19 protein-coding genes are annotated in these 24,808 nt (G+C 71.2%); 17 read left to right on the forward strand and 2 right to left on the reverse strand.

Annotated elements, in window-relative coordinates; genetic code table 11:
* The first annotated feature begins 3 nt into the window (after positions 1–3).
* Genes ET989_RS10550 through ET989_RS10560 form a run of 3 tightly spaced genes read left to right on the forward strand, consistent with a single transcriptional unit; the run spans position 4 to position 4,594 of the window.
* A complete protein-coding gene (locus tag ET989_RS10550; RefSeq protein WP_131168721.1) occupies positions 4–972 on the forward strand; it encodes an AAA family ATPase in 969 nt (322 codons plus the stop codon).
* Positions 969–2,231, forward strand: coding sequence for a DUF58 domain-containing protein (locus tag ET989_RS10555; RefSeq protein ID WP_131168723.1), 1,263 nt, complete (start codon positions 969–971; stop codon positions 2,229–2,231). Before ET989_RS10550 ends, ET989_RS10555 begins: the two co-directional genes overlap by 4 nt.
* Positions 2,228–4,594: a transglutaminase domain-containing protein gene (locus ET989_RS10560; protein WP_131168725.1), complete on the forward strand. Its 2,367-nt coding sequence runs from the start codon at positions 2,228–2,230 to the stop codon at positions 4,592–4,594. Before ET989_RS10555 ends, ET989_RS10560 begins: the two co-directional genes overlap by 4 nt.
* Here ET989_RS10560 and ET989_RS10565 read toward each other — a convergent pair.
* Complete coding sequence (locus tag ET989_RS10565) at positions 4,554–5,273, reverse strand: queuosine precursor transporter (RefSeq protein WP_131168727.1); 720 nt, start codon at positions 5,271–5,273, stop codon at positions 4,554–4,556. The genes ET989_RS10560 and ET989_RS10565 overlap by 41 nt on opposite strands.
* A gap of 92 nt (positions 5,274–5,365) precedes the next feature.
* Between ET989_RS10565 and ET989_RS10570 the strand changes: the two genes are divergently transcribed.
* From ET989_RS10570 to ET989_RS10615, 10 genes are all read left to right on the forward strand, one after another.
* Positions 5,366–5,806, forward strand: a complete 441-nt coding sequence (locus tag ET989_RS10570; protein ID WP_131168730.1) for a DUF5709 domain-containing protein — start codon at positions 5,366–5,368, stop codon at positions 5,804–5,806.
* Positions 5,807–5,946: 140 nt separating this feature from the next.
* On the forward strand, positions 5,947–6,906 hold the full coding sequence (locus ET989_RS10575) for a PhoH family protein (protein ID WP_131168854.1): 960 nt from the start codon (positions 5,947–5,949) through the stop codon (positions 6,904–6,906).
* On the forward strand, positions 6,903–7,355 hold the full coding sequence (gene ybeY / locus ET989_RS10580; RefSeq protein WP_131168732.1) for an rRNA maturation RNase YbeY: 453 nt from the start codon (positions 6,903–6,905) through the stop codon (positions 7,353–7,355). Before ET989_RS10575 ends, ybeY begins: the two co-directional genes overlap by 4 nt.
* A 206-nt stretch (positions 7,356–7,561) precedes the next feature.
* A complete protein-coding gene (locus tag ET989_RS10585; RefSeq protein WP_131168734.1) occupies positions 7,562–8,950 on the forward strand; it encodes a hemolysin family protein in 1,389 nt (462 codons plus the stop codon).
* The gene (gene era / locus ET989_RS10590; RefSeq protein ID WP_131168736.1) at positions 8,947–9,963 is read left to right on the forward strand and encodes a GTPase Era; all 1,017 of its coding nucleotides are present in this window, start codon (positions 8,947–8,949) and stop codon (positions 9,961–9,963) included. The genes ET989_RS10585 and era overlap by 4 nt, the downstream gene beginning before the upstream one ends.
* 97 nt (positions 9,964–10,060) lie before the next feature.
* Complete coding sequence (locus ET989_RS10595; RefSeq protein WP_131168738.1) at positions 10,061–11,416, forward strand: hemolysin family protein; 1,356 nt, start codon at positions 10,061–10,063, stop codon at positions 11,414–11,416.
* Positions 11,413–12,468: a hemolysin family protein gene (locus ET989_RS10600; RefSeq protein ID WP_241656311.1), complete on the forward strand. Its 1,056-nt coding sequence runs from the start codon at positions 11,413–11,415 to the stop codon at positions 12,466–12,468. Before ET989_RS10595 ends, ET989_RS10600 begins: the two co-directional genes overlap by 4 nt.
* 215 nt (positions 12,469–12,683) lie before the next feature.
* The gene (gene leuA / locus ET989_RS10605; protein ID WP_131168740.1) at positions 12,684–14,438 is read left to right on the forward strand and encodes a 2-isopropylmalate synthase; all 1,755 of its coding nucleotides are present in this window, start codon (positions 12,684–12,686) and stop codon (positions 14,436–14,438) included.
* 121 nt (positions 14,439–14,559) lie between these two features.
* Positions 14,560–15,903 carry an NADP-specific glutamate dehydrogenase gene (gdhA, locus tag ET989_RS10610; RefSeq protein ID WP_131168742.1) on the forward strand — a complete coding sequence of 448 codons (1,344 nt, stop codon included), beginning with the start codon at positions 14,560–14,562 and terminating at the stop codon, positions 15,901–15,903.
* Between the two features lie 218 nt (positions 15,904–16,121).
* Positions 16,122–17,393, forward strand: a complete 1,272-nt coding sequence (locus ET989_RS10615) for an SDR family oxidoreductase (protein ID WP_241656312.1) — start codon at positions 16,122–16,124, stop codon at positions 17,391–17,393.
* Here the strand turns inward: ET989_RS10615 and ET989_RS10620 are convergent.
* Positions 17,365–19,956: a PEP/pyruvate-binding domain-containing protein gene (locus ET989_RS10620; protein WP_131168744.1), complete on the reverse strand. Its 2,592-nt coding sequence runs from the start codon at positions 19,954–19,956 to the stop codon at positions 17,365–17,367. The two genes, ET989_RS10615 and ET989_RS10620, sit on opposite strands and share 29 nt — an antisense overlap.
* 72 nt (positions 19,957–20,028) lie before the next feature.
* Here ET989_RS10620 and argG point away from each other — a divergent pair, with 72 nt between their 5' ends.
* The 4 genes from argG (at position 20,029) to ET989_RS10640 (ending at position 24,682) form a co-directional block, all read left to right on the forward strand.
* Positions 20,029–21,459: an argininosuccinate synthase gene (gene argG, locus ET989_RS10625; RefSeq protein WP_479681050.1), complete on the forward strand. Its 1,431-nt coding sequence runs from the start codon at positions 20,029–20,031 to the stop codon at positions 21,457–21,459.
* 9 nt (positions 21,460–21,468) lie between these two features.
* The gene (locus ET989_RS10630; RefSeq protein WP_131168748.1) at positions 21,469–22,284 is read left to right on the forward strand and encodes a phosphotransferase; all 816 of its coding nucleotides are present in this window, start codon (positions 21,469–21,471) and stop codon (positions 22,282–22,284) included.
* Positions 22,271–23,587: an MATE family efflux transporter gene (locus ET989_RS10635; protein ID WP_131168750.1), complete on the forward strand. Its 1,317-nt coding sequence runs from the start codon at positions 22,271–22,273 to the stop codon at positions 23,585–23,587. Before ET989_RS10630 ends, ET989_RS10635 begins: the two co-directional genes overlap by 14 nt.
* Before the next feature lie 189 nt (positions 23,588–23,776).
* Positions 23,777–24,682, forward strand: a complete 906-nt coding sequence (locus tag ET989_RS10640) for a universal stress protein (protein WP_131168752.1) — start codon at positions 23,777–23,779, stop codon at positions 24,680–24,682.
* Positions 24,683–24,808 lie beyond the last annotated feature (126 nt).

The raw sequence follows: 24,808 nt of genomic DNA on the forward strand, positions 1-24,808 counted from the left end.
ACGATGAGCATTTCCCCCGACCAGGCCACCTGGTTCTCCTCCACGTTCGACCAGCTGGTCGCGAACGTGGGCCTGGCCATCCGTGGCAAGGAGAAGGTGATCCGACTCGCGCTGACCTGCATGCTGTCCGAGGGCCACCTCCTGCTGGAGGACAACCCCGGCACAGGCAAGACCGTGCTGGCCAAGGCGCTGGCGGCGACCGTGCAGGGCACGCACCACCGCATCCAGTTCACGCCCGACCTGCTGCCCAGCGACCTGATCGGCGTCACGGTCTACGACCAGCACAAGCAGACGTTCGAGTTCCACAAGGGCCCGATCTTCGCCACCGTCGTGCTGGCCGACGAGATCAACCGCGCCTCGCCGAAGACCCAGTCGGCGCTGCTGGAGGTCATGGAGGAGTCGCGGGTCACCGTCGACGGCGAACCGCACCCGGTGGGCCGCCCGTTCATGGTCATCGCCACCCAGAACCCCATCGAGCAGGCCGGCACGTACCGCCTGCCGGAGGCGCAGCTGGACCGCTTCCTGATGAAGACGTCGGTGGGCTACCCCGACCTGGCCGTGGCGGTGGAGCTGATGGCCCAGGCGGCGAACCGCGACCGGGCCGCCGACGTGCGGCCGGTGATCGCCGCGCAGGCCGTCTCGCAGATGGCGTCGTTTGCCAACCAGGTGCACGTCGATGAGGCCGTCCTGCAGTATGTGGGCACGCTGGCCGAGGAGTCGCGCCGCCACACGCACGTGAAGCTCGGCCTGTCGATGCGTGGCTGCCTGGCGTTCATCCGCGCCGCCAAGACATGGGCGCTGTCGCAGGGCCGCGAGTACGTCATCCCCGACGACATCAAGGAACTGGCCATCCCCGTCATGGGCCACCGGCTGATCCTGAACGCCGAGGCGCAGTTCTCCGGCGTGTCCGCGGAGCGCGTCATCGACGACCTGCTCGCCTCCATCGCGGCCCCGGCGGATCGCGTCCGTTGAGTTCCACCGCCGCCGCCCCACGCTTCGTCACCGTCCGCCGCTGGTGGGCGTGGCTCGGCGACCTCGTACGCCCTGCCTCGGACGCCGTCCGTGCGGGGACCGAATGCGTGTCGACGCTGGGCTGGACGGTCGCCGTGTTCGGCGTGGTCGCGCTGGTCGCGGGCTGGGTGCTGGGGTGGCAGGAGTTCCGGATCGTCGGTGCGGCCCTGCTGTTGTTGCTGCTGCTGTCCCTGCTGTTCCTCATCGGGCGCACCCAGCTGGAGGTCGACCTCGAGCTGGAGCCGGCGCGGCTGGTGGCCGGCGAGTCGGCGGCCGGGCACGTGGCGGTCACCAACGTCGCCCGGACGCCGCTGCTGCCGCTCGGCCTCGAGGTGCCGGTGGGGGACGTCGCCGCGCGCTTCACGCTGCCCGCGCTGGCCCCGCAGGGCGGTTTCGAGGAGGTGCTGGTGATCCCCACGCAGGCGCGCGGGGTGATCCCGGTCGGCCCGGTGCGCACGCAGCGCGGCGACCCGTTCGGGCTGGTGCGACGCGAGCTCGAGTGGAGCGAGGGGCTGGAGCTCTTCGTGCACCCGCGCACGATCGCGCTGGAAACCCTCGGGGCCGGCCTGCTGCGAGACCTGGAGGGCGTCACCAGCAACGACGTGTCCATGAGCGATCTCGCCTTCCACACCCTGCGCGAGTACGAGCCGGGCGACGACCGTCGCTACATCCACTGGCGCAGTTCGGCGAAGGTGTCGGGCTCGTCGGGGCAGGGCACCTTCCTCGTCCGCCAGTTCCTCGACACGCGCCGCTCGCACGTCGCGGTCATCGTGGACGTTGACGAGGCGTCCTACACGCACCCCGACGAGTTCGAGCTGGCGCTGTCCTGCGGGGCGTCGGTGACGCTGCGCGCCCTCGCCGACGAGATGGAGACCACCGTCGTGTGCGGCGAGCAGGCCGCCGTGCAGCCGGCCGCGCACACCGCGCTGGACACTTACAGCCGCGCCGCCTTTGGCCCCTGGCCGTTGCCCGCCGCCACCTCGCGGCTGGGCACGCTGGCCCCCGACGTCAGCGCCGTGGTGCTCGTGACCGGCCCCCTGACCACCTTCGAGGTGCTGCAGCGCGCCCGCGCCTACTTGGCGCCCCAGGTGCGTCTCGTCGCCGTCCAGGTGGTCCCCGGCAGCGCGCTGTCGTACAAGGAGGGCGCCGGCATCGTCGTCGTCACCCTCGGTGAGCTCGCCGAACTGCCGCTGGTCCTGGCGGGGGGTGTGACCGCATGAGGGTCGTCCAGCCGCGCAGGACCGAGGCGAACACGGCCTCCTCGTTCACCGGGACGTTGCAGCTGCTGCGCCCCTCGTCCGCCGACCTCACCGACGCCGCCTTCGTGCTGCTGCTCGGCCTGGTGGCGCTCGCCGTCTGGGGCACGACTTTCAGCACCAGCACCTTCCTCGCCGTGGGCGGGTTGGGGGTTCTGCTCGGCGTGCTCGTCGCCCACCTGACCACGGTCGTGCGCTGGCACTGGCTCGCCGCCGTCGGCCTCACACTGGCCGTGTACGCGCTCCTGGGCGGGGCGGTCGCTCTGCGCGAGGACACGGTCGCCGGTTTCGTCCCGACGCCCGCCACCCTCGGCGGCCTCGCCCTGGGGGCGGTGCAGGGCTGGAAGGACCTGTTGACGACCCTGCCGCCCGTGCCGGGCGAGTCGGCGTTCCTGGTGCTGCCGTGGCTGGTCGGGCTCGCCTTCGGCTGCGGCGCCCACCTGCTCGCGCGACGCAGCCGCAGCTCCTGGGGGCCGCCCGCTCTAGGCCTGGGGCTGCTGGGCGTGCTCATCCTGCTCGGCGCTCACGAGGCCGGCGTCCCCGTCGCCGTCGGCGCCGTCGGGACCGTGGCCGCCTTCGCTTGGCTGTTCGTCCGGCACACGCGCCGGCGCTCGCTGGCCGGCACCGGCCTGGGCCGGGCCACGCGCTGGACGGTCGGCTCCCTGCTGCTGGCCGTCGCCGTGGCGGGTGGGGTCGGCGTGTCTGCGGCCATGCCCGGCCCGGAGCGGACGCCGCGCACCGTGCTCCGCACGTGGGTGCAGCCGCCGTTCGACGTCGACCGCTACCCCTCGCCCCTGGCCGGCTTCCGCAAGTACTCCTCGGACTCCCAGGCGCTGTACGAGCAGCCGCTGCTGCGGGTCGCCGGCGCGAGCTCCGGCAGCTTCCTCCGGCTGGCCGTCCTGGACGAGTGGAACGGCACCGCGTGGAGCGCCTCCGGCGGCGTGGTCGGCGACCCCCGCACCGGGTTCCAGCGCGTCGGCGCCACGATCCCGGGCACGCCCGAGGGGCAGACCACCACCGTCCGCATCACCGTTGAGCCCGCGTATGCGGCCACCCGCGAGCTGGCCGTGTGGCTGCCCGCACCCGGCCCGGCCACGCAGATCCGCTTCACCGGTGAGAACGCGCGGGCGCACGCGGACGTCGTCCGGTACAACATCGGCACCGGGCAGGGACTCGTCCCCGACTTCCTCCGGGCCGGCGACAGCATCGAGGTCACGTCGGTGACCTTGCCCTCTGCCTCCGGCGAGCTGCCCCGACCCGCCGGGCCCGTGCTGGTGGCCGACGGTGTGACCGCCCAGCTGGCGCCCACCTTCGACACGATGGCGGCAGCGGCCGGCGACCCTTGGGGCCGCGCCGAGGAGATCGCTCGCGTGATGCGGGAGAACGGGTCCTGGAGCAACGGCACCAAGCCCGGCCAGCAGCAGTACCTGCCCGGCCACGGGCTCAAGCGCCTCCTCACGTTCGGCACCGAGATCGTCGGCAGCGACGAGCACTACGCCGCCACGTACGCGCTGGCGCTGAACCGGCTGGGCTACCCGGCCCGCGTCGTGATGGGGGCCATGGTGCCCGGCGACGGCGTTGTCAGGGGTCAGCACGTGCAGGCGTGGGTCGAGGTCAGCCTGGAGGGCCAGGGGTGGGTCACCATCCCGACCGAGACCTTCATGCCCGACCGCAACAAGGAACCCAACAACGTCCCGCCCCGTAGCCTCGAGCAGCGCAACGCGCCCAACGTGCCGCCGCCGAACCCGGTGCGCCCACCCGGCTCGTTCGACTCCCTGTTCAACACCCACGGGGTCGGTGACCAGATGGAGAAGCCGGCCAGGCCGTTCGACTGGTGGAAGGCGGTGCTCGGCGTCCTGCGCGTCGTCGGCCCCCCGCTGGGGCTCGTCGGCGCGGTCGTCGCGTTCCTGCTGGGCGCCAAGGCCGTCCGCCGCTTCCGCCGCCGCACGCGTGGCGCTGAGTCCACCCGCGTCGCGAATGGCTGGGCCGAGTTCCTCGACCGCGCCCGCGACCTGGGTCGTCCGGTGCCCGCTCAAGCGACGCGCCTGGAACAGGCCGCTGCCATTGGCGGGACGGAGGCGCTCGATCTGGCGCGCGACGCCAACCGGGCCGTCTTCGGTGCGGGGGACGTGGACGCCACGGCGTCCGGTGGGTACTGGGCGAGCGTCATGGCCGCGCGCAAGGCTGTCGTGGCCGGCCTGCCGTGGTGGAGGCGGTGGGCGGTGGCGCTCAACCCGCGCTCGCTGGTGCCGCTGGCCAAGGACCGTTCGGCCGGTGGGCGTCCGGTCAGCCGTAGTCGGGCTCGCGGCGCTTCACGGCCGCGATGACACGGTAGGTGACGGGCAGCAGCAGCACCTCGACGAGCACCTTGTAGACAAACCCCACGACGATGTAGTTCGCCAACTGCGGCAGCGGGATCGAGCCGCCGCCCAGGAACGCGCCCAGCGGGCCGAACGCGACCGTGCAGAAGATCCAGGTGTCCACGAACTCGCCGACCACGGTGGAGGTGACCAGCCGCACCCACAGCGAGCGCTCGCCGAAGTGGCGCTTGAGCCGCACCAGCACCCACGCGTTCAGCAGCTGCCCGGCGAGGTAGCCGAGCAGGCTGGCCAGCACGATGCGGGGCACGAAACCCAGGACTGTCACCCAGGCCTCCTGGTTCGGCCAGTCGGACGCCGCGGGCGCGGCCCCGACCGCCAGGAACGTGACGCTCATCAGGGCCGACAGCACGAACCCGACCGCGATGGCACGATGCGCCTTCCGCAGCCCGTAGACCTCGGCCAGCACGTCGCCGAGCACGTAGGTGAGCGGGAACAGGAACGCGCCACCGTCGGTGATGACCGGCAGGACGGGGAAGCCGCCGACCTCCCAGTCGGGGCCGAACTCGATGAGCTTGGTGGCCCCGACGTTGGAGATGAGCAGGAGCCCGACGAAGACCGCCACGACCACGTCGTAGTTGCCCCGACCGCCCGTGGCGGCGGCTGCGTCGTCTGGGGGTGTGGTCACGGTCAGGGATGCTAGCCGGTCCGCGAATGGCGGCGACGTGTGGTGTCACGCCTTTCCTCGCGCGGGTGATCGGGAGGTGGCAGGATCGGGGCATGAGCGAGAACGGATACGAGGACCAGTCCTTCGACGGCGAGGACAACGTCGAGCAGCTGCAGGAGTCGGACACGCTCATCGACCGCGGGGTCGAGGACGTGCTCGACGAGGGCTACATCGCACCCGACCACTGGTCGCCGGCCCAGGGCTACGGCAACACGCCTGAGGAGATGCGGCAGGGCGAGACCCTCGACATGAGGGTCAAGCAGGAGGAGCCGGAGGCCACGGCCCCCGACGACTCGCCGTGGAATCCCGATGGGGAGTCCCGCGAGGTGGGTTCAGTTCGGGCCGGACGCCTCGTCGACGCCAACGGCGGCCTCGGTGGCACGGACACCACGGACGAGGCGGTCGCGTTCTCCGTCGGCATCGCCGGGGGAGCGGCATCGGCGGAGGAGGCCGCGATGCACATCATCGAGCCCGAGGACGACGACGTCGAGTGACGGACTGATCAGCCCGCCGCGTACACTGGCCAGCACGCCCGGCGGCCCTCCCGGACCGCCCGAACACTGGAGGCACGACCCTGTCGACCGAGTCCCGTCCCACCGCGACCCGACGCGTGACGATCCCCGCGTCCATCCCCATGGTGAACATCGTCGGGCCGCGTGACGGTTTCCTCCGCATCCTCGAGCGCACGTTGGACGCCGATGTGCACGTCCGCGGCAACGAGATCACGCTGGACGGCACCCCCGAAGGCGTTACCCAGGGCGCCGAGGTGCTCACCGAGATGGTGACCATCGTCCGCACCGGCCAGGGCCTCACCGAGGACGCCGTCGAGCGCATCGTCGGCATGACCGGCCAGGTCGGCGAACTGCACCCGGCCGAGGTGCTGACCCAGAGCATCTTGTCGTCGCGGGGGAGGACGATCCGGCCCAAGACCCTGAACCAGAAGCGGTACGTGGACGCCATCGACGCCCACACCGTCGTGTTCGGCATCGGCCCGGCCGGCACCGGCAAGACCTACCTCGCCATGGCGAAGGCCGTCCAGGCGCTGCAGGCCAAGGAGATCAACCGGATCATCCTGACCCGGCCGGCCATCGAGGCCGGCGAGCGGCTCGGCTTCCTGCCCGGCACGCTGAACGACAAGATCGACCCCTACCTGCGGCCGTTGTACGACGCCCTGCACGACATGGTCGACGCCGAGTCGGTGCCCAAGCTCCTCACCGCCGGCACCATCGAGGTGGCGCCACTGGCCTACATGCGGGGCCGCAGCCTCAACGACGCGTTCATCATCCTTGACGAGGCCCAGAACACGTCGATGGAGCAGATGAAGATGTTCCTGACCCGCCTGGGTTTCAACTCCAAGATGGTCGTGACGGGTGACGTCACGCAGGTCGACCTTCCCGGCGGCACGAAGTCGGGCCTGCGCGAGGTGCAGTCGATCCTCGACGGCGTGGACGACATCGCCTTCTGCCAGCTCACCAACCAGGACGTCGTCCGCCACCGGCTGGTCGGCAAGATCGTCGCCGCCTACGACCGCTACGACGCCTCCCAGCCCACGCCGCACCGGCGAGAGCGCCAGGACAGGAAGGACCACGCATGATCGACCTCAACAACGAGTCCGGCGTCGAGGTCGACGAGAAGCGCCTCGTCCAGCTCGCCCTCTTCGCGATGGAGGAGCTGCGGATCCACCCGCAGGCCGAGCTGTCGATCCTGCTGGTCGACGAGAAGACCATGGCCGACTACCACCTGCGCTTCATGGACCTGCCCGGCCCCACCGACGTGCTCAGCTTCCCGATGGACGAGCTGCGACCGCCCTCCGACGACGAGGAGCCCCCGCTGGGGCTGCTGGGCGACATCGTCCTGTGCCCGACCGTGACGGCCGCCCAGGCGGCCGAGAACGGGCGGACGCCGGAGTCGGAGGCCGACTACCTGCTGGTGCACGGGCTGCTGCACCTGCTCGGCTTCGACCACGCCGAGCCCGACGAGCACAAGGTGATGTTCGGGCTCAACGACCGGATCATCGCCGCCTGGGACGCCTCGCGCGCGTAACTCATGGGGTCGCCGTGCCAGGCACGGCGACCCCACGCGCCAGCTGTGGCCGGGGTGTTGAGCACGTTGTCGAGCAGCAGCGTGAGGACAGGTCTGTACTTCTGCAGCCCGAGGCACGTGAGCGGGGCCGGGCCCCGCCCACTGCCGACGGGCGTGTCCCCGCTAGACTGGCGGCCGTCGCCTACGAGGAGTCGTGATTTCAAGCGTTGACAGAGACTGAGTGGATCCTGCTCGGGGTCGCCCTCGCGTGCGTTCTGGTGGCGGGGTTCGTCACGACGATGGAGACCGCCCTCCAGTCGTTCAGCAAGTCCCGCGCGGAGGGGCACGTCAAGAGGGGCGCCCGCAACGGTGAGCGCCTCCTGGAGGTCATGCAGGACCCGGCTCCCTTCCTGAACACCGCCCTGTTCCTGCGGATGGTCCTCGAGGTGACCGCGATCGTGCTCGTGGGCGTCGTCGTCTTCGGCCGGTTCGACGCCCTGTGGGAGCGCCTGCTGTGGACGATCCTGCCCATGACGATCGTCTCCTTCGTTCTGCTCGGCGTGGCCGCGCGCACGCTGGGGCGCCAGCACGCCGACGCGATCGCCCTGCGCACCGTCGGCCTGATCTCCACCCTGACGACGGTGGTCGGGCCCATCCCGCAGGTGCTGATCATCCTCGGCAACCTGGTCACGCCCGGCAGGGGGTTCACCGACGGCCCGTTCACCTCCGAGGCCGAACTGCGCGAGATGGTCGACATGGCCGAGGCGTCCGACCTCATCGAGGCGGGTGAACGCCGCATGATCCACCAGGTCTTCGAACTCGGCGACACCATCGTCAAGGAGCTCATGGTGCCCCGCACCGAGATGGTGTGGATCGAGGCCGACAAGACGCTGCGCCAGGGCCTCAGCCTCGCGCTGCGCAGCGGCTACTCGCGCATCCCCGTCATCGGCAACGATGTCGACGACGTTCTGGGCATCCTCTACCTCAAGGACCTCATCCGCCGCTCCTACGACAACCCGACCTCGCAGTCGAGTGAGACCGTGGCGTCGCTGATGCGCCCGCCGACGTTCTGCCCCGACTCCAAGCCCGTGGACGGCCTCCTCAGGGAGATGCAGCTCACGCGCAGCCACGTCGTGATCGTCGTGGACGAGTTCGGCGGCACCGCCGGCCTGGCCACCATCGAGGACATCCTGGAGGAGATCGTCGGCGAGATCGTCGACGAGTACGACGAGGAGATCCCGCCGTACGTCCGCCTCGCCGACGGTCGCTTCCGGGTATCCAGCCGCCTGCCCGTCGACGAGCTGGGTGAGCTGTTCGGTCTGCGCGTGGACGACGAGGACGTCGACACCGTGCTCGGCCTGATGGCCAAGCAGCTGAACAAGATCCCGATCCCCGGCTCGGTCGTCGAGTGGGAGGGTATCGAGCTGGTGGCGGAGCGGGCGTCCGGTCGCCGCCACGCCATCCAGACCGTGGTCGCCGGCCTGATCGACGAGTCCGCCGACTCCGAGGTGGCCGTGGACGCCACCGTCGAGTTGGCGGCCGCCTCCGCCCACGAGTCCGGACGCCGTCGCCTCGACGTGCGCTCCCCGGCCAGCCCGACCAAGGAGGACGCATGAGCGACCCCGACTACGACGCGAGCGGCCTGGACGCCGCCGAGCTGGCGCTGCTCAGGCAGGCCGGCGCGCCGGCCCCCGGGCCGATTCCCTTCAAGGAGGGCCACCGCTCCGGTTTCGCGTGCTTCGTCGGACGCCCCAACGCCGGCAAGTCGACCCTGACGAACGCGATCGTCGGGGAGAAGATCGCGATCACCTCCTCCAAGCCGCAGACCACCCGCCGCATCATCCGCGGCATCGTCAGCACCGAGGACGCCCAACTCGTCCTGGTCGACACCCCCGGCCTTCACCGGCCGCGCACCCTGCTCGGCGAGCGCCTCAACGACCTCGTCCACGAGACGTGGGGCACGGTGGACGTCATCGGCGTCTGCCTGCCCTGCAGCCAGCGCATCGGCCCCGGCGACGAGTACCTGCTCAAGGAGATCGCCTCCCTGCCGCGGCGTCCGAAGCTGGTGGCCCTGGCCACCAAGACCGACCTGGTCAGCCGCGAACGCATCGGCCAGCACCTGATGAAGATCGCCTCGCTGGAGGAGGAGCTCGGCATCCGTTGGGAGGCCGTGATCCCCGTCAGCGCGCTGACCGGCGACCAGGTGCAGATCGTCGTCGACGAGATCATGGCCCACCTGCCGCCCGGCCCGCCGCTGTTCCCGGACGGCGAGGTCACCGACGAGCCCGACGAGACGCGCATCGCCGAGTTCATCCGCGAGGCCGCGCTGGAGGGCGTCAGCGACGAGCTGCCGCACTCGATCGCCGTCGTCATCGACGAGATGAACCCGCGCGCCGACCGCCCAGCCGACAAGCCGATGATGGACATCTTCGCCAGCATCGTCGTCGAGCGGGAGTCCCAGAAGGGCATCCTCATCGGCCACCGCGGCGAGCGCCTCAAGCAGGTCGGCCAGGAGGCGCGCCTCCAGGCCAAGGAGCTGCTCGGCATGCCCGTGCACCTGTCGCTGCACGTCAAGGTGATGCCGGACTGGCAGCGCGACCCCAAGTACCTCAACCGCCTCGGCTTCTGAGGACCCTTGTGAGTCCTGACATACTGAGGCCCATGCCGCACGACCCATCGGAGCCTCCCAGTCAGCGACGTGACCGCGAACACTGGGGGGCTGGGCGATGACGCCGATCGTCTCCTTGGGCATCGGCGTCGTGGTGGTGCTGTTCATCACGGCCTTCACCGGCTACTTCGTCGCGCAGGAGTTCGCCTACGTGGCGGTCGACCGCTCCCGGCTCGCCAGCCGCGCGGCTGCCGGTGACGAGAGAGCCGTCAAGACCCTCGAGATAACGCGCCGCACGTCGTTCATGCTGTCCGGCGCCCAGCTCGGCATCACCGTCACCGGCCTGCTCGTCGGCTACGTGGCCGAGCCGCTGATCGGCCAGGCGCTCGGCTCCCTGGTCAGCGGTGGTGCCAGCACCGCCATCGCCGTCACCGTCGGCGGCATCGTCGCCATCGTGTTCTCCACGCTGGTACAGATGCTGTTCGGCGAACTCTTCCCCAAGAACTACGCGATCGCGAGGTCGGCGGAGGTGGCCGACGCGCTCACTCCGTCCACGCGCCTGTACCTGACGATCTTCGGCCCGCTGATCTGGATCTTCGACAAGTCCGCCGAGCTGCTGCTGCGCGCCCTGCGCATCGAGCCCGTCCACGACGTCGAGGACACGGCCTCGGCCACCGACCTCGAGCGCGTCGTGGACGCCTCGCGCCGCGACGGCACGCTGTCGGAGGAACTGGGCCTCATCATCGACCGGATCATCGACTTCCCGCGCCGCGACGTGCAGCACGCCATGGTGCCCCGGGTCGCGGTCGACACCGTGCGCGACACCGCGACGATCGCCGAGGTCCGCGCGCTGATGGCCACCGGCCACACCCGCTACCCGGTGCTCGACCCCGAGGAGGGCATCGTCGGCGTGGTCGCGCTCGTCGACGTGCTGGACGCCACCGACCGACCGGACGAGCCCGTCACCACCATCGCCCGCGAGGCGCTGATCCTGCCCGAGTTCATGTCGCTGCCGGACGCCCAGCAGGAGCTGCGCGACACCGGCCAGGAGATGGCCTGCGTCGTCGACGAGTTCGGCAGCTTCACCGGCGTCGTCACGCTGGAGGACCTGGTCGAGGAGATCGTCGGTGAGCTGACCGACGAGCACGACCCCGACGACCCCGACTACCTGCCGAGCGAGACCGACGGCGTGTGGGTCATGGCCGGCGACGTGCACGTCGACGAGGTCGAGCGCGCGCTCGGGCTCGACATGCCGCCCGGCGACCACGAGACCATCGCCGGCCTGATCATCGAGGTCCTCGGCGCCCTGCCTGAGGTGGGGGAACAGGTCACCCTCGACCTCGAACCGACCGCCGCCCAGCTCGCCCTTGACGGCGATGCCCGCGCCCGGCGGGTGCTCATCGAGGTGCTCGCCATCGAACGCCACGTGCCCTCGCGTGTGCGCGTGAGCCTCCCGGACGGAGACCCTGCATGACGCCCCTCGAGACCGGCATGGGCGGATGGGCCGTCGCCGGCTGGACCGCCCTGCTCATCGTGCTGAGCGCCTTCTTCGTGGCCGCCGAGTTCGCCCTGATGGCCGCGAAGCAGCACCGCCTCGAGGAGCGCGCGGGGTCGGCCGCCGGCCGAGCCGCGCTGCGCAACTCCGCCGAGCTGACGCTCGTGCTGGCCGGCTCCCAGCTCGGCATCACCGTCTGCACGCTGGCGCTGGGCGCCATCACCAAGCCCGCCGTGCACCATGCGCTGACGCCGCTGCTGGCGGCGTGGGGCATCCCGCTGGCCGTGGCCGACGTGGCCTCCTTCGTGCTCGCGCTGGTCTTCGTCACCTTCCTGCACCTGGTGGTCGGCGAGATGGCCCCCAAGTCGTGGGCGATCGCGCACCCCGAGCAGTCCTCGGTGCTGCTGGCCCTGCCGATGCGCGCCTTCATGTTCGTGATGCGCCCGGTGCTCGTCGCCATGAACTCCGCCGCCAACTGGCTGGTGCGCAAGGCGGGGGCCACCCCGGTCGACGAGCTGTCGGCCGGTCAGGACGCCGCCGGCCTGCGCCAGCTGGTCGAGCACTCCGCGAACGTGGGGGCCCTGGACGCGCGCTACCACCAGTCCCTGACCAGCGTGCTGACGCTGCGCGACCAGACGGTCGCCGACGTGCTCCCGCCGGGGCAGGAGCTGGCGTGGGTACCGGCCGACGCCACGCTGGCTGACGTCCAGGCCGCCACCCGGCAGCACCGCCACCTGCGCGTGCTGCTGCGCGAGGGGGGCCGCACGGTGGGTGTCGTGCACGTCCGCGACACCCTCGCCGAACCGGACCTGACCCGTCCGGCCCGCGAGATCGCCCGCGAGCCGGTCCTGCTGCCTCACGACACGCACCTGGCCGAGGCGCTCAAGCGCATCCGGCAGGCACGCACGCAGTTGGCCATCGTGACGCGCGGGGAGGACGAGCTGGGCGTCATCACGCTGCAGGACGTGCTGCCGGCCCTGATGCCGACCGCCATCCTGGAGGAGGAGACGGTCGCGACGACCGCGCACTGAGGTGGCGTCCGTCCGCGTGTCGGACGCCGTGGGCGCCCGCGGAGGTGGGTGTAAGGTGACGCCCATGGCTTGGGCGAACCTGCTTCTTGGTCGCCGCAGCGAGGCCTAGGGCTCCTCACCGTCGTCGGAGAGGGTGAGCCGGTCGGGCTTCCTCGTTGCGGAGAGTCTCCATGCGCCTGGCACCCCCATCCGCCTTTTTCGTGTGAGGAACCACCATGACCACCAGCACCACTTTCGGTACCCGTGTCCAGTCCGGTGTACCGGTCCAGCAGCCCAGCCCGATGCCGTTCCACCGCTACAAGGCCTTTGAGCCCGTGGACGTCCCCGACCGCACGTGGCCGTCCAAGAAGATCACCCAGGCGCCGCGCTGGCTGTCGACCGACCTGCGTGACGGCAACCAGGCCCTGATCGACCCGATGACCGTGGCCCGCAAGCTGAAGATGTTCGACCTGCTGGTCTCCATGGGCTACAAGGAGATCGAGGTCGGCTTCCCGTCGGCGTCCCAGACCGACTTCGACTTCGTCCGCCGCCTGGTCGTCGAGGACCGCATCCCCGACGACGTCCAGATCTCGGTGCTGACCCAGGCGCGCGAGGACCTGATCTCGCGCACCGCCGAGTCGCTGGTCGGCGTCAAGCGCGCCAACATCCACATGTACAACGCGACCGCGGAGATGTTCCGCCGCGTTGTTTTCGGCATCGACGAGGCCCAGTGCATCGCGATGGCCACCCGCGGCACCGAGATGGTCATGAAGTACGCCGAGCAGTTCCTGGGCGAGACCGAGTTCGGTTACCAGTACAGCCCGGAGATCTTCACCCAGACCCCGACCGACTTCGCCGTCGAGGTCTGCAACGCCGTCGCCGACGTGTGGCAGCCCGGCCCCGACCGCGAGATCATCTTCAACCTGCCCGCCACGGTCGAGATGAGCACTCCCAACACCTATGCCGACCAGATCGAGTACTTCATCCGCAACATCCGCAACCGCGAGTTCGTGGCCGTCTCCCTGCACCCGCACAACGACCGCGGCACCGCGGTGGCGGCGTCCGAGCTGGGGATGATGGCCGGCGCCGACCGCGTCGAGGGCTGCCTGTTCGGCCACGGCGAGCGCACCGGCAACGTGGACCTGGTCACCCTGGGCATGAACCTGTACAGCCAGGGCATCGACCCCAAGATCGACTTCTCCGACATGGACGAGATCCGCCGCACGGTCGAGTACTGCACCGGCCTGCCTGTCCACCCGCGCCACCCCTACGCCGGCGACCTGGTCTACACGGCCTTCTCCGGCTCGCACCAGGACGCGATCAAGAAGGGTCTGGAGGCCCTGGAGAAGAAGGCGGCCTCCGAGGGCGTCTCCCCTCACGAGATCGCGTGGGAGGCCCCCTACCTGCCCATCGACCCGTTCGACGTGGGCCGCACCTACGAGGCCGTCATCCGCGTGAACAGCCAGTCCGGCAAGGGCGGCATGGCCTACATCATGAAGAACGACCACAAGATGGACCTGCCGCGTCGCCTGCAGATCGAGTTCAGCCGGGTCGTCCAGCAGCACACCGACGCCGCCGGCGGCGAGGTCAGCCCCGAGCAGATGTGGCAGATCTTCGAGAAGGAGTACTTCGGCGACCACACGCCGCTGGAGCTGCTCCAGTACAAGTCGGAGGCCGACAACGGCCACTACTCCGTGGACGCGGTCGTGCGCGTCAACGGCGTCGAGCGCCCGGCGGGCGGCGAGGGCAACGGCCCGCTGTCCGCGTTCGTGGACGCCCTGGGCGCGGCCGGGTTCCCCGTGCGCGTCCTGGACTACTCCGAGCACGCGCTCAGCTCCGGCGGGGACGCCCTCGCGGCGGCCTACGTCGAGGTTGAGGTCGGGGACGGCGACGACGCCCGCGTGCTGTGGGGAGTGGGCCGGCACAGCTCGATCGTCACGGCGTCCATGAAGGCCGTGATCAGCGCGATCAACCGGGCCGACCGCAACTGACCTCAGGCCTCGGGGGGAGCGGATCCCATCGTGGGACGGCGGCCCGGCCCTGTGCAGCGACTCCTAGACTGCACACCGGCCGGGCCGCCGTCCGGCCGTTGCGTGAACCGAAGGAGACCCCATGGAACTCAGCCCCACCCTGCAGGAGGAGTTCGACATCGTCGTCCGCCGCAACCCCGGCGAGGCGGAGTTCCACCAGGCGGTTCGGGAGGTGCTGGAGTCCCTGGACCCGGTCGTCAAGAAGCGGCCCGAGTACGTCGAGTACGGCATCATCCCGCGGATCTGCGAGCCCAACCGCCAGATCATCTTCAAGGTCAACTGGCAGGACGACAAGGGCCGCGTGCACACCAACCGCGGCTTCCGCGTCCAGTTCAACTCGGCGCTCGGACCCTACAAAGGCGGCCTGCGCTTCCACCCGAGCGTGTACCTCGGCATCATCAAGTTCCTCGGCTTCGAGCAGATCTTCAAGAACGCCCTGACCGGTATGCCCATCGGCGGCGGCAAGGGCGGCTCGGACTTCGACCCCAAGGGCAAGTCCGACCACGAGATCATGCGGTTCTGCCAGGCGTTCATGACCGAGCTCTCGGGCCACATCGGCCACGACATCGACGTGCCCGCCGGTGACATCGGCGTCGGCGGCCGCGAGATCGGCTACATGTTCGGCCAGTACAAGCGCATGACCGGCCGCTACGAGTCCGGCGTGCTCACCGGCAAGGGCCTCACGTGGGGCGGCTCCCGCGCCCGCACCGAGGCCACCGGCTACGGCACGGTGTTCTTCGCCGACGAGATGCTCAAGCTGTCGAACGAGAGCTTCGAGGGCAAGAAGGTCGTCGTGTCCGGCTCGGGCAACGTGGCCATCTACGCCCTGGAGAAGCTGAACCAGCTCGGCGCGACCGTCGTGGCGATGTCCGACTCCGGCGGCTACATCGTCGACGAGGGCGGCATCGACCTGGCCCAGATGCAGGAGCTGAAGGAGGTCCGCCGCGGCCGCATCAGCGAGTACGCCGACGCCAACTCGTCGGCGCGGTTCGTCGAGGGCGGCCAGATCTGGGACGTCCCCTGCGACATCGCCCTGCCCTGCGCCACCCAGAACGAGCTGAGCATCGGCGGCGCCCGCGCCCTCATCAAGAACGGCTGCACGCTGGTCGCCGAGGGCGCCAACATGCCCTCGACGCCGGACGCGATCCGCGCCTTCCGCGATGGCGGCGTCCGCTTCGCCCCGGGCAAGGCGGCCAACGCCGGCGGTGTGGCGACCTCCGCCCTGGAGATGCAGCAGAACGCCTCCCGCGACTCCTGGAGCTTCGAGCACACCGAGGAGCGCCTTCAGGACATCATGGTCGGCATCCACGAGCGCTGCGCCGAGACGGCCGAGGAGTATGGCCGCCCGGGCGATTACGTGACGGGCGCCAACATCGCCGGCTTCATCCGCGTCGCCGACGCGATGATGGCCCTGGGCGTCATCTGAGCGGGCCGGACAGCGACGAGCAGGTCGGCGGGATCGATCCCGCCGACCTCGCCACGGCGCTGCGCGTCCTCGACGAGCTGGCCTCCCTCCCCGAGGACCATCCGCACGTCGTCACCGTCCAGCGCGCCTCCGGGCGTCTGCACAAGCTGCTGCGCAAGCAGCGCCGGGCCCAGGCCAAGCGGGCGGCCAGGGAGCCCCTGCTCGCCCACGACCGGGCGGTGCTGGACGCCACGGCCACCGGCAATCCGCTCCGCATCGACGACGAGACCAAGGGCATCCCGCTCACCTCGCCGGCACCGGGTGCCATCGCGGGCGAGCTGAGGATCCCGCGCGGCTGCTACATCTGCCACAGCAAGTACACGACCGTCGATGCGTTCTACCACTGGCTGTGCCCGGCCTGCGCGGCCTCATCGCACGCCCGACGCGACCAGGGGACCGACCTGACCGGACGCCGTGCGCTCCTGACGGGCGGCCGCGCCAAGATCGGCATGCACATCGCCCTGCGGTTGCTGCGCGACGGCGCCGACCTGACAATCACCACCCGGTTCCCCAAGGATGCCGCCCGCCGCTTCGCCGCGCTGGCGGACTCACCCGAGTGGCTCGACCGGCTCACCGTCGTCGGCATCGACCTGCGCGAACCCACGCAGGTCGTCGCGCTGGCCGGGGAGGTCGCCGCGCGGGGCCCGCTCGACATCCTGATCAACAACGCCTGCCAGACGGTGCGGCGCTCGCCGGGGGCGTACAGCCACCTCGTCGAGGGGGAGCGGACGCCGCTGGAGGCGGGGCCGACGCCCCGGATGCTGACCTTCGATAGGATCAGCGAGGCGCACCCCGCGGCGCTGGCCGGGACACTCCGGACGGGCGAGCACTCGCACGCGCTCGATGCCATCCGGGTCGACGTCGCGGCGCTGGCCCTGCAGGCCGGCTCGGCGTCGCTGGAGGCCTACCGGGCCGGCACCGCCATCGATGCCGGCGGGTTGCTGCCCGACCTGGCCAGCACGAACAGCTGGACGGCCCGGGTCGACGAGGTCGACGCTCTGGAGATGCTCGAGGTGCAGCTGTGCAACCAGATCGCGCCGTTCCTGCTCGTCAGCCGGCTGCGGCCCTCCTTGCGGGCGGCGGTGGAACGGGGTGCCCGGCGCGCCTACGTTGTCAACGTATCGGCGATGGAGGGCCAGTTCTCCCGGCGCTACAAGGGCCCGGGGCACCCGCACACGAACATGGCCAAGGCGGCGCTCAACATGCTGACCCGCACATCGGCGTCCGAGCTGTTCACGACCGACCAGATCCTGATGACGGCCGTGGACACCGGCTGGATCACCGACGAGCGGCCCCACCAGACCAAGCTGGACATCGCCGCCGAGGGCTGGCACGCCCCGCTCGACCTGGTCGACGGTGCGGCCCGCGTCTACGACCCGATCGTCCGCGGCGAGGCCGGCGAGGACCTGTACGGCGTCTTCCTCAAGGACTACGAACCGCACCCCTGGTGACGCACAGCACCCGCTGGCTGACCACGTCGGAGTAGAGCGCCAGGTCGTCGAACCGCGCCACGTGCACCACGGCGGCCAGGTGGGGGTCGGCGTCCGGCACCAGCTCCAGCAGCGCGTTCTCCCGGGCGGCCACCAGCGCCGGGTGGAACGTCACGCCCGGGCGGTCGTCGAAGACGGCGGCGTAGAAGATCCCGGTCTCCACGAGGTCCTGGAAGAAGTGCGACCCGTAGGACAGCTCGGGGCGGAAGTTGCCCGCGGCGTCCGTCGCCTCGACGAGCGCGGCCGCGTGGTTGATCTCGGCGAAGCGGACAGGCACGCCGAGCGACTCGGTCGTCGTGCCCCAACGGCCCGGGCCCAGCAGCAGGAAGCTGTCGTCCTTGAGCCGCCGGTTCACCTCCCCGACGAGCCGGGCGACGCCGTGCCGCTGCGGGGACCCCAGCCCGAGGTAGGGCGTGGCCCGCACCATCACGACCCAGTCGATCGGCAGGTTGACGTTGCCGCCCATGAACTCCCCGGGTGCGGCGAACAGGACTCCGTTGTCGTCCGCCACCTCGGGGATCGCCACCGACTGGCCGGGCCCGCGGGTCTGCAGCGGGCGGCACTGGACGATGCCGATGCGGGGCTCCCCGGCGCTGGTCATGTTGACGGTGAACTCGACGTCGACGGGGTAGTCGTAGGCGGCGGCGAGCGTGGCGAGGGCGTCCCGCATCAGGGTCGGGAAGGCGGTCTCGCCGAGCAGGCCCCGGAAGTCGGCCACCACCGGGGTGGCGCGGACGGCGGTCGGACGCCCACGCTCGCGTTCGCGCTCGCCCAGTCGGCGCAGCACCGCCGTATCGGGGCTGGTGAACAGCGACCAGTCGGCGCCGACGTCGGTGGCGACGAGTTCGGACAACGGGACCGCGGCCTGACGGCCGGCCGCGAGGTCGAGCACGTCCACCCGGCGCTGGCTGAAGGCCGAGAGGTCCTCCGGGTCGGACAGCCGGCCGTTCAGCGGGTCGGCCAACGCGACGATGCGGGCGTGGTCGCTGGTGGTGCGATCCACGGCCCGTGTGCCCAGGCCGAACACCAGCCGCAGCATGCCGGCCTCGGCGTCCACCGTCGCGTCCCACGTGTAGAGGTTCGAGGAGTTGGCCACCCCCGCGGCGTGCGGGAAGAAGAGCTGGCCGTGGTGGTCGCCCGAGACGCGCTGGATGAGGATGGCCATCTGCTCGTCCACCTCGGCGAGGTTGCGGGAGAGCCGGTAGCGCAGCGCCTCCTCGCTCATGGCCGACGCGTACACCGCGCGCACGGCGTCCAGCAGCGCCTCCAGCCGCTCCTCCGGCGACCCCTGATTGGTGAGGAAGAAGCTGTCGTACTTGCCGGCGAAGGCGTTGCCGAAGTTGTCCTCCAGCAGGGAGCTGGAACGGACGATGATCGGCGCCTGCCCGAAGTGCCCGAGCATGTCGAGGAGCTGCTCGCGCACCGAGGCCGGGAAGCGGCCCGTCGGCATCAGCTCGTGCAGCGTCGCGCCGGCGGACAGGAAGGTGCCGGGGTGGCTCTGGGCCAGCCGGTGCCCCCACCAGCCGTTGCTGACCAGGTAGTGGTAGAAGACGTCCGCGCCGAGGTGGAACGAGTCGTGCGGCTCGAGGTGGTCGACGAACCGCCCGTCGATGTCGTCGGCAAGGATCGCGCGGGCCGTCAGCATGCCGACCGCCTTGCCGCCGATGTGGCCGGTGCCCACGAGGCGCGTCGCGACGACGAGCAGGTCGTCCAGGCTCAGGTGGCGCCGGGCCAGCCCAGCCATCCGGCCGTCGTCGCGCCCGAGCAGCGCGTCGGCGAGCAGGGCGTGGGCGTCCCGCTGCTCGGCGACGCTGCCGTCCAGGGCATCGAAGGCATCGTCCACCAACCGCGTCCAGTGGTCCGGACGCCGGCGCATCCGCCCGCGCGTGGCGGCCAGCCGGGCCGAAGCCGCGGACGAGGTGACCGGGATGGCCCGCTCGCCGGCGATGAGGTGTGGGAAGAACATGGTCGCCGAGCTGCGGCCGTCCACCTTCAGGGGGTGCACGTACGTCTCGTCGCCGACCACCTGCAGGTCGAACAGCACCTGCGTGGTCTCCCGGATGCCGGCCACCGTCGCCGCGCTGACCTCGTCGCGCAGCAGCGGGAAGTAGGCCACGGTGTCGAGCTCGTAGAGGAAGGGACAGGTCACCTTGAAGAAGCTCGTCAGCAGCAGGTCGGAGTGCCAGGCGTCCAGCAGTGCGGCCAGGGAGTCGAACACGTAGAACGCCTCGCGCCCGGTCTCCTCGACCAGGTCGTGGACGGCGATCGCGAACGGCTCGAAACCTTCCGCCGGGTCGAGGCGGTGCACCTGCACGTCGTCGCCTCCCACCAGCGGGAGGTGGTCGGCGAAGCGGACGTAGACGAGGCGCCGCCGCTCGCGGCGGGCTCCGGCCACGTAGGGCTCCAGCATGCGCGCGAAGTCGTCCAGGTCCTCGCAGTGCCACACGACGTTGTCGCCGATCCGGAGCCCGTCGATGGCGGCATCCAACCCGCCGATGCCGGTGCTGACGCGTGCGGGATCCATGGTGGGGGCCTCTCCTTGGGACGGGTTCCACCGTAGCGGGGGCGGGACGGGGGACGGGCACGCGGGGATAGGATCGCCCCCATGTCCAAAGTCCTGATGAAGCTCCCGGTGGGGGAGAAGGTCGGTATCGCCTTCTCCGGTGGTCTCGACACGTCGGTCGCGGTCGCGTGGATGCGCGAGAAGGGCGCGATCCCGTACACCTACACCGCCGACATCGGGCAGTACGACGAGCCGGACATCGCCTCCGTCCCGGGTCGGGCGGGCGCGTACGGCGCCGAGGCTGCACGCCTGGTCGACTGCAGGGAAGAGCTGGTCAAGGAGGGCCTGGCCGCCCTGCAGTGCGGCGCCTTCCACATCCGCAACGCGGGCGTCCCGTACTTCAACACCACTCCGCTGGGCCGCGCGGTCACCGGCACGATGCTGGTCAACGCCATGTACGCCGATGGCGTCAACGTGTGGGGCGACGGATCGACCTACAAGGGCAACGACATCGAGCGGTTCTACCGCTACGGCCTGCTGGCCAACCCCGAGCTGCGCATCTACAAGCCGTGGCTGGACGAGGACTTCGTCACCGAGCTCGGCGGCCGCGACGAGATGTCGGCGTGGCTGACCCACCGCGACCTGCCGTACCGCGACAGCCAGGAGAAGGCGTACTCCACCGATGCCAACATCTGGGGCGCCACCCACGAGGCCAAGAAGCTCGAGTACCTCGGCACCGGAATGGACATCGTCGACCCGATCATGGGTGTGGCCCACTGGCGCGAGGACGTCGAGATCGCCGCCGAGGAGGTGTCGGTCACCTACGAGCAGGGCTGGCCGGTGGAGATCAACGGCGAGCGCCTCGACCCCGTCGCGCTGGTGCACAAGGCGAACGAGATCGGCGGACGCCACGGCCTGGGCATGAGCGACCAGATCGAGAACCGCATCATCGAGGCCAAGAGCCGCGGCATCTACGAAGCCCCCGGCATGGCCCTGCTGCACATCACCTACGAGCGGCTGGTCAACGCCATCCACAACGAGGACACGGTGGCCGCCTACCACAACGACGGACGCCGACTCGGCCGGCTGCTGTACGAGGGCCGCTGGCTCGATCCGCAGTCGCTCATGCTGCGCGAGTCGCTGCAGCGCTGGGTCGGCTCGGCCATCTCCGGCACCGTCACCGTCCGCCTGCGCCGTGGGTGGGACCACACGATCGTGGACACTCAGGGCCCGGCCCTGTCCTACCACCCGGAGAAGCTCTCCATGGAGCGCGTCGAGGACGCCGCCTTCGGGCCGGTCGACCGGATCGGCCAGCTCACCATGCGCAACCTCGACATCGCCGACACCCGCACGCGCCTGGAGCAGTACAGCTCGCTGGGCATCGTGGGCGGGCAGGTCGCCGACCTCGTCGGCCAGCTCGAGGCCGGCCTCGCCGACCGCTACCTCACCGCCGAGATGGCCGAGACCGACCCCGCCCAGGAGGAGTCGGTGAGCGTCCACGAGATGGAGGGTGGCTGGGGCTGACCCCGCGCCATGGAGCTCTCCGACCTCGAGTGGGGTGACGTCGTCTCCGACGACGACGGCGTGCTGGTCGTCCGCGCCGTGCTCGCGGGCGACCCGGTCGTGGTGAAGCGCTATGCCGAGCCCCGGATGGCGCGCGAGATCGCGCACTACCGGCTGCTGGAGCTGCTCGGCCTGCCCACCGTGCCCGTGCTGGGCGCCGGGGACGACTGGCTCGTGCTGGCCGACCTCGTCGACGCCGGCTACCGCCCCGGGACGCCCGAGGACCTGTACGACCCTGGCGTCGCCCGCCTGCTGGCGCGCTGGTACGACCAGCTGCACGCGGCGGGGGAGTCGGTCCCGGACGCCGCGCTGGCCGGAATGTACTCCGAACTCGACCTCGTGGACGCCGACGGGCTCGCCCTCGTGGCGGCCCGCTGGCCGGAGCTGTCCCTGCAGGTGGCGTGGGCGCAGGACCGGCTGCCCGAGTGGCGCCGCGTGCTGGCCGACCTGCCGCGGACACTGACCCACAACGACTTCTGGTACACCAACCTCGCCGTGGCCTGGGACGGGTCCTCGGCCCTGATGTACGACCTCAACCTGATGGGCGCGGGGCTGCGGGCAAGCGACGTCCGCAACGTCACCCTCGCGCTCTCGGACGAAGCGGCCGACGCGTTCCGCACCGAGTACGCGGCGCTGGCGGCGGGTCGGGGGGTGGAGCTGGGCGGCGCGGCGGAGCAGCTGGACGAGCCGCTCGGCCACCTGGCCGCGCTCGTGCTGGCCAGCCGGGCCGACGCGACCCCGGCGTGGGCCCAGGACTCGCTGGACTGGCTCCGTGGCCGCCCCTGAGCGCGGGCGGGCGCTGGACCGGGAGATCCTCACGCTCGCGGTCCCGGCGTTCGCGACGCTCATCGCGGAGCCGCTGCTGGTGCTGGCGGACACCTGGATCATCGGCCGGCTCGGCACGCCCCACCTGGGCGGGCTGACGCTGGCCTCCAGCGTGCTGACGCTCGTGGTGGGGCTGTCGGTGTTCCTGGCCTATGGGACGACGGCGACGGTCTCGCGGCGCCTGGGGACCGGGGACCGCCCTGGTGCGCTGTCCGGTGGCGTCGACGGGATGGTGCTCGGCGCCCTGATCGGGCTCGCCGTGGCGGTGCTGCTGGTGCCCGGTGCGCCGTGGGTGCTCGGCCTCTACGGTGCTGCCCCCGAGCCGACCGCGCTGGGGGCGTCCTACCTGCGGGTGGTGGCGTTCGGCCTGCCTGCCCAGCTCGTGATGCTGGCCGCCACCGGCGTGCTGCGCGGCCTGCAGGACACCCGGACGCCCCTCCGCGTCGTCGTCACCATCAACCTGCTCAACATCGCCCTCAACGTGGCGCTGGTCCTCGGGCTGGGGCTCGGGATGCCGGGCGCGGCCCTGGGCACCGTGGTGTCCCAATGGGTGGGGGCCTCGATCATGGGCTGGGTGGTGCTGCGCGCCGCGCAGCGCGAGGGCGTCCGGCTCGGGTTCGCGCCCGGGGGCGTGCTGGCCGCGGCCCGGCTGGGCGGATGGCTGGTCGTCCGCAACGGCACCCTGCAGGCCGCCCTGCTGCTGACCACCTTCACCGCCGCGAGCCTCGGCACTGCGTCGCTGGCCGCCCACCAGGTCGTGGCCACCGTGTGGTCGACGGTGGCGTTCGCGCTGGACGCCTTCGCGATCGCCGCCCAGGCCATGGTTGGCCTGCGGCTGGGCGCCGGGGACGAGGCGGGCGCCCGCGGCGTGCTCGGCCGGGTGATCGCCTGGGGCGTCGGGCTGGGTGTCGTGGTGGGGCTCGTCATCGTGGCGCTGCGCGGCCCGATCGCGGGGGCCTTCAGCCCCGACCCCGCGGTGCACGCGGTGGCGGCGGGAGCACTCCTGGTGCTGGCCGCGCTCGCCCCGGTCGGAGCGGTCGCGTTCCAGCTGGACGGGGTGTTGATCGGGGCTGGCGACGCCCGCTTCCTCGCCCTGGCCGGACTGGTGACCACGGCGGTGTACGCCCCCTTCGCGCTGGCGGTCTGGGCGACCGGCGCCGGTCTGGCCTGGCTGTGGGCCGCCTACGGGGTGTGGCTGCTCGCCCGCGGCGCCGTGCTGGGCCTGCGCACCCGCTCGTCCGCCTGGCTCCGCCTGGGCGCCTGACCCCCTCCGCCGAGAGCCCCGGGCTCTTGCGCCGACAGCCCCGGGTTCTTGCGCCGACAGCCCCGGGTTTGTGCGCCGACAGCCCGTCTTTTCGAGACTCGCTTCGCGCGCACCAAGGGGACCGTGCGCGGGTAGACTGGGGGACATCCCGCCACGGTGCAGTGGCTGTCACTCATCGAGGAGGGGGTCATGGCCACCACGTTGGACGCCAGAGGAAAGATCGTCGTCGGAACTGACCTGTCCGGTCGCGCCGGAGTCGCGGTCGACTGGGCGGCGGAGCGCGCCGCAAAGCGTGGGGTGCCGCTCCTGATCGTGATGGCGGTGCCGGAGGTGCCCATCCCGCGCCGCAGCCGGATGTTCGAGGCACTCTCCACCGGTGACTGGCCCAACCGCCTCACCGAGATGGCCAAGGACAAGATCAACGCCCTCAAGGACAAGGTCGCCGAGAGGCACCCCGGCCTGACCGTCGAGACCGCCGTCGCCACGGGCATCGCCTCGTACGTGCTCGCGCAGGCCTCCAAGACCGCCGACCTGGTGGTTGTCGGCGCGCGCGGCGAGCACGCGCCGCTCAAGGTACGCGCCCTCGGCGGCACCGCGGACGCCGTCGTGGCGCACGCGCACGGTCCCGTCGCGGTCGTCACCGACCACGGCATCGCAACCCCGGCCGGCCCAGTCGTGGTGGGCGTCGACGACTCGCCTGAGGCGGACGCCGCACTCAAGTTCGCGGCCGACGAGGCCGCGGCCAACGGCGTCCAACTGCGCGTGATCCACGCGTGGGACGTCGCCCCGTGGATGATGGGGCCGATGGGTGTCACGGCCATGCAGAGCCTGCCGCCGATCGAGACGCTCAAGGATGGTGTCGAGGTGTTCGTGGAGCCGGTGCGCGACAGCCACCCCGGGCTCGACATCGACGTCAAGGTGATCGAGGGACGCCCCTCGGCGGCCCTGGTCGAGGCGTCCGTCGGCGCCAGCGTGCTGGTCGTCGGATCGCGCGGCCTTGGTGGCTTCACGGGCCTGCTTCTCGGCTCGACCTCCAAGGAGGTCCTACGGGACGCCGAGGCCCCGGTCATCGTCACCCGCGCCGAAGGCGCCTGAGGCGTTGCGGCACCCGCGTCGACGTGTCGGCGCGGGTGCACGCGCGGTAGACCGATGTCGGATCGCAGCAGCCGCTGAGCCGGCGCTGACACACCGCCCACCGACGGGAAAAACCGGCTGGGCGCC

Origin of the sequence: Propioniciclava sinopodophylli (genome assembly GCF_004324755.1) — a bacterium.
Taxonomy (GTDB): Bacteria; Actinomycetota; Actinomycetes; order Propionibacteriales; family Propionibacteriaceae; genus Propioniciclava; species Propioniciclava sinopodophylli.

Coding starts and splice junctions, on each gene's coding strand:
- ET989_RS10550 (WP_131168721.1), top strand. CDS start 4: ATGAGCATTTCCCCCGACCAGGCCACCTGGTTCTCCTCCACGTTCGAC.
- ET989_RS10560 (WP_131168725.1), top strand. CDS start 2,228: ATGAGGGTCGTCCAGCCGCGCAGGACCGAGGCGAACACGGCCTCCTCG.
- ET989_RS10570 (WP_131168730.1), top strand. CDS start 5,366: ATGAGCGAGAACGGATACGAGGACCAGTCCTTCGACGGCGAGGACAAC.
- ET989_RS10575 (WP_131168854.1), top strand. CDS start 5,947: ATGGTGAACATCGTCGGGCCGCGTGACGGTTTCCTCCGCATCCTCGAG.
- ybeY (WP_131168732.1), top strand. CDS start 6,903: ATGATCGACCTCAACAACGAGTCCGGCGTCGAGGTCGACGAGAAGCGC.
- era (WP_131168736.1), top strand. CDS start 8,947: ATGAGCGACCCCGACTACGACGCGAGCGGCCTGGACGCCGCCGAGCTG.
- ET989_RS10595 (WP_131168738.1), top strand. CDS start 10,061: ATGACGCCGATCGTCTCCTTGGGCATCGGCGTCGTGGTGGTGCTGTTC.
- ET989_RS10600 (WP_241656311.1), top strand. CDS start 11,413: ATGACGCCCCTCGAGACCGGCATGGGCGGATGGGCCGTCGCCGGCTGG.
- leuA (WP_131168740.1), top strand. CDS start 12,684: ATGACCACCAGCACCACTTTCGGTACCCGTGTCCAGTCCGGTGTACCG.
- gdhA (WP_131168742.1), top strand. CDS start 14,560: ATGGAACTCAGCCCCACCCTGCAGGAGGAGTTCGACATCGTCGTCCGC.
- ET989_RS10620 (WP_131168744.1), bottom strand. CDS start 19,956: ATGGATCCCGCACGCGTCAGCACCGGCATCGGCGGGTTGGATGCCGCC.
- ET989_RS10630 (WP_131168748.1), top strand. CDS start 21,469: ATGGAGCTCTCCGACCTCGAGTGGGGTGACGTCGTCTCCGACGACGAC.
- ET989_RS10640 (WP_131168752.1), top strand. CDS start 23,777: ATGGCCACCACGTTGGACGCCAGAGGAAAGATCGTCGTCGGAACTGAC.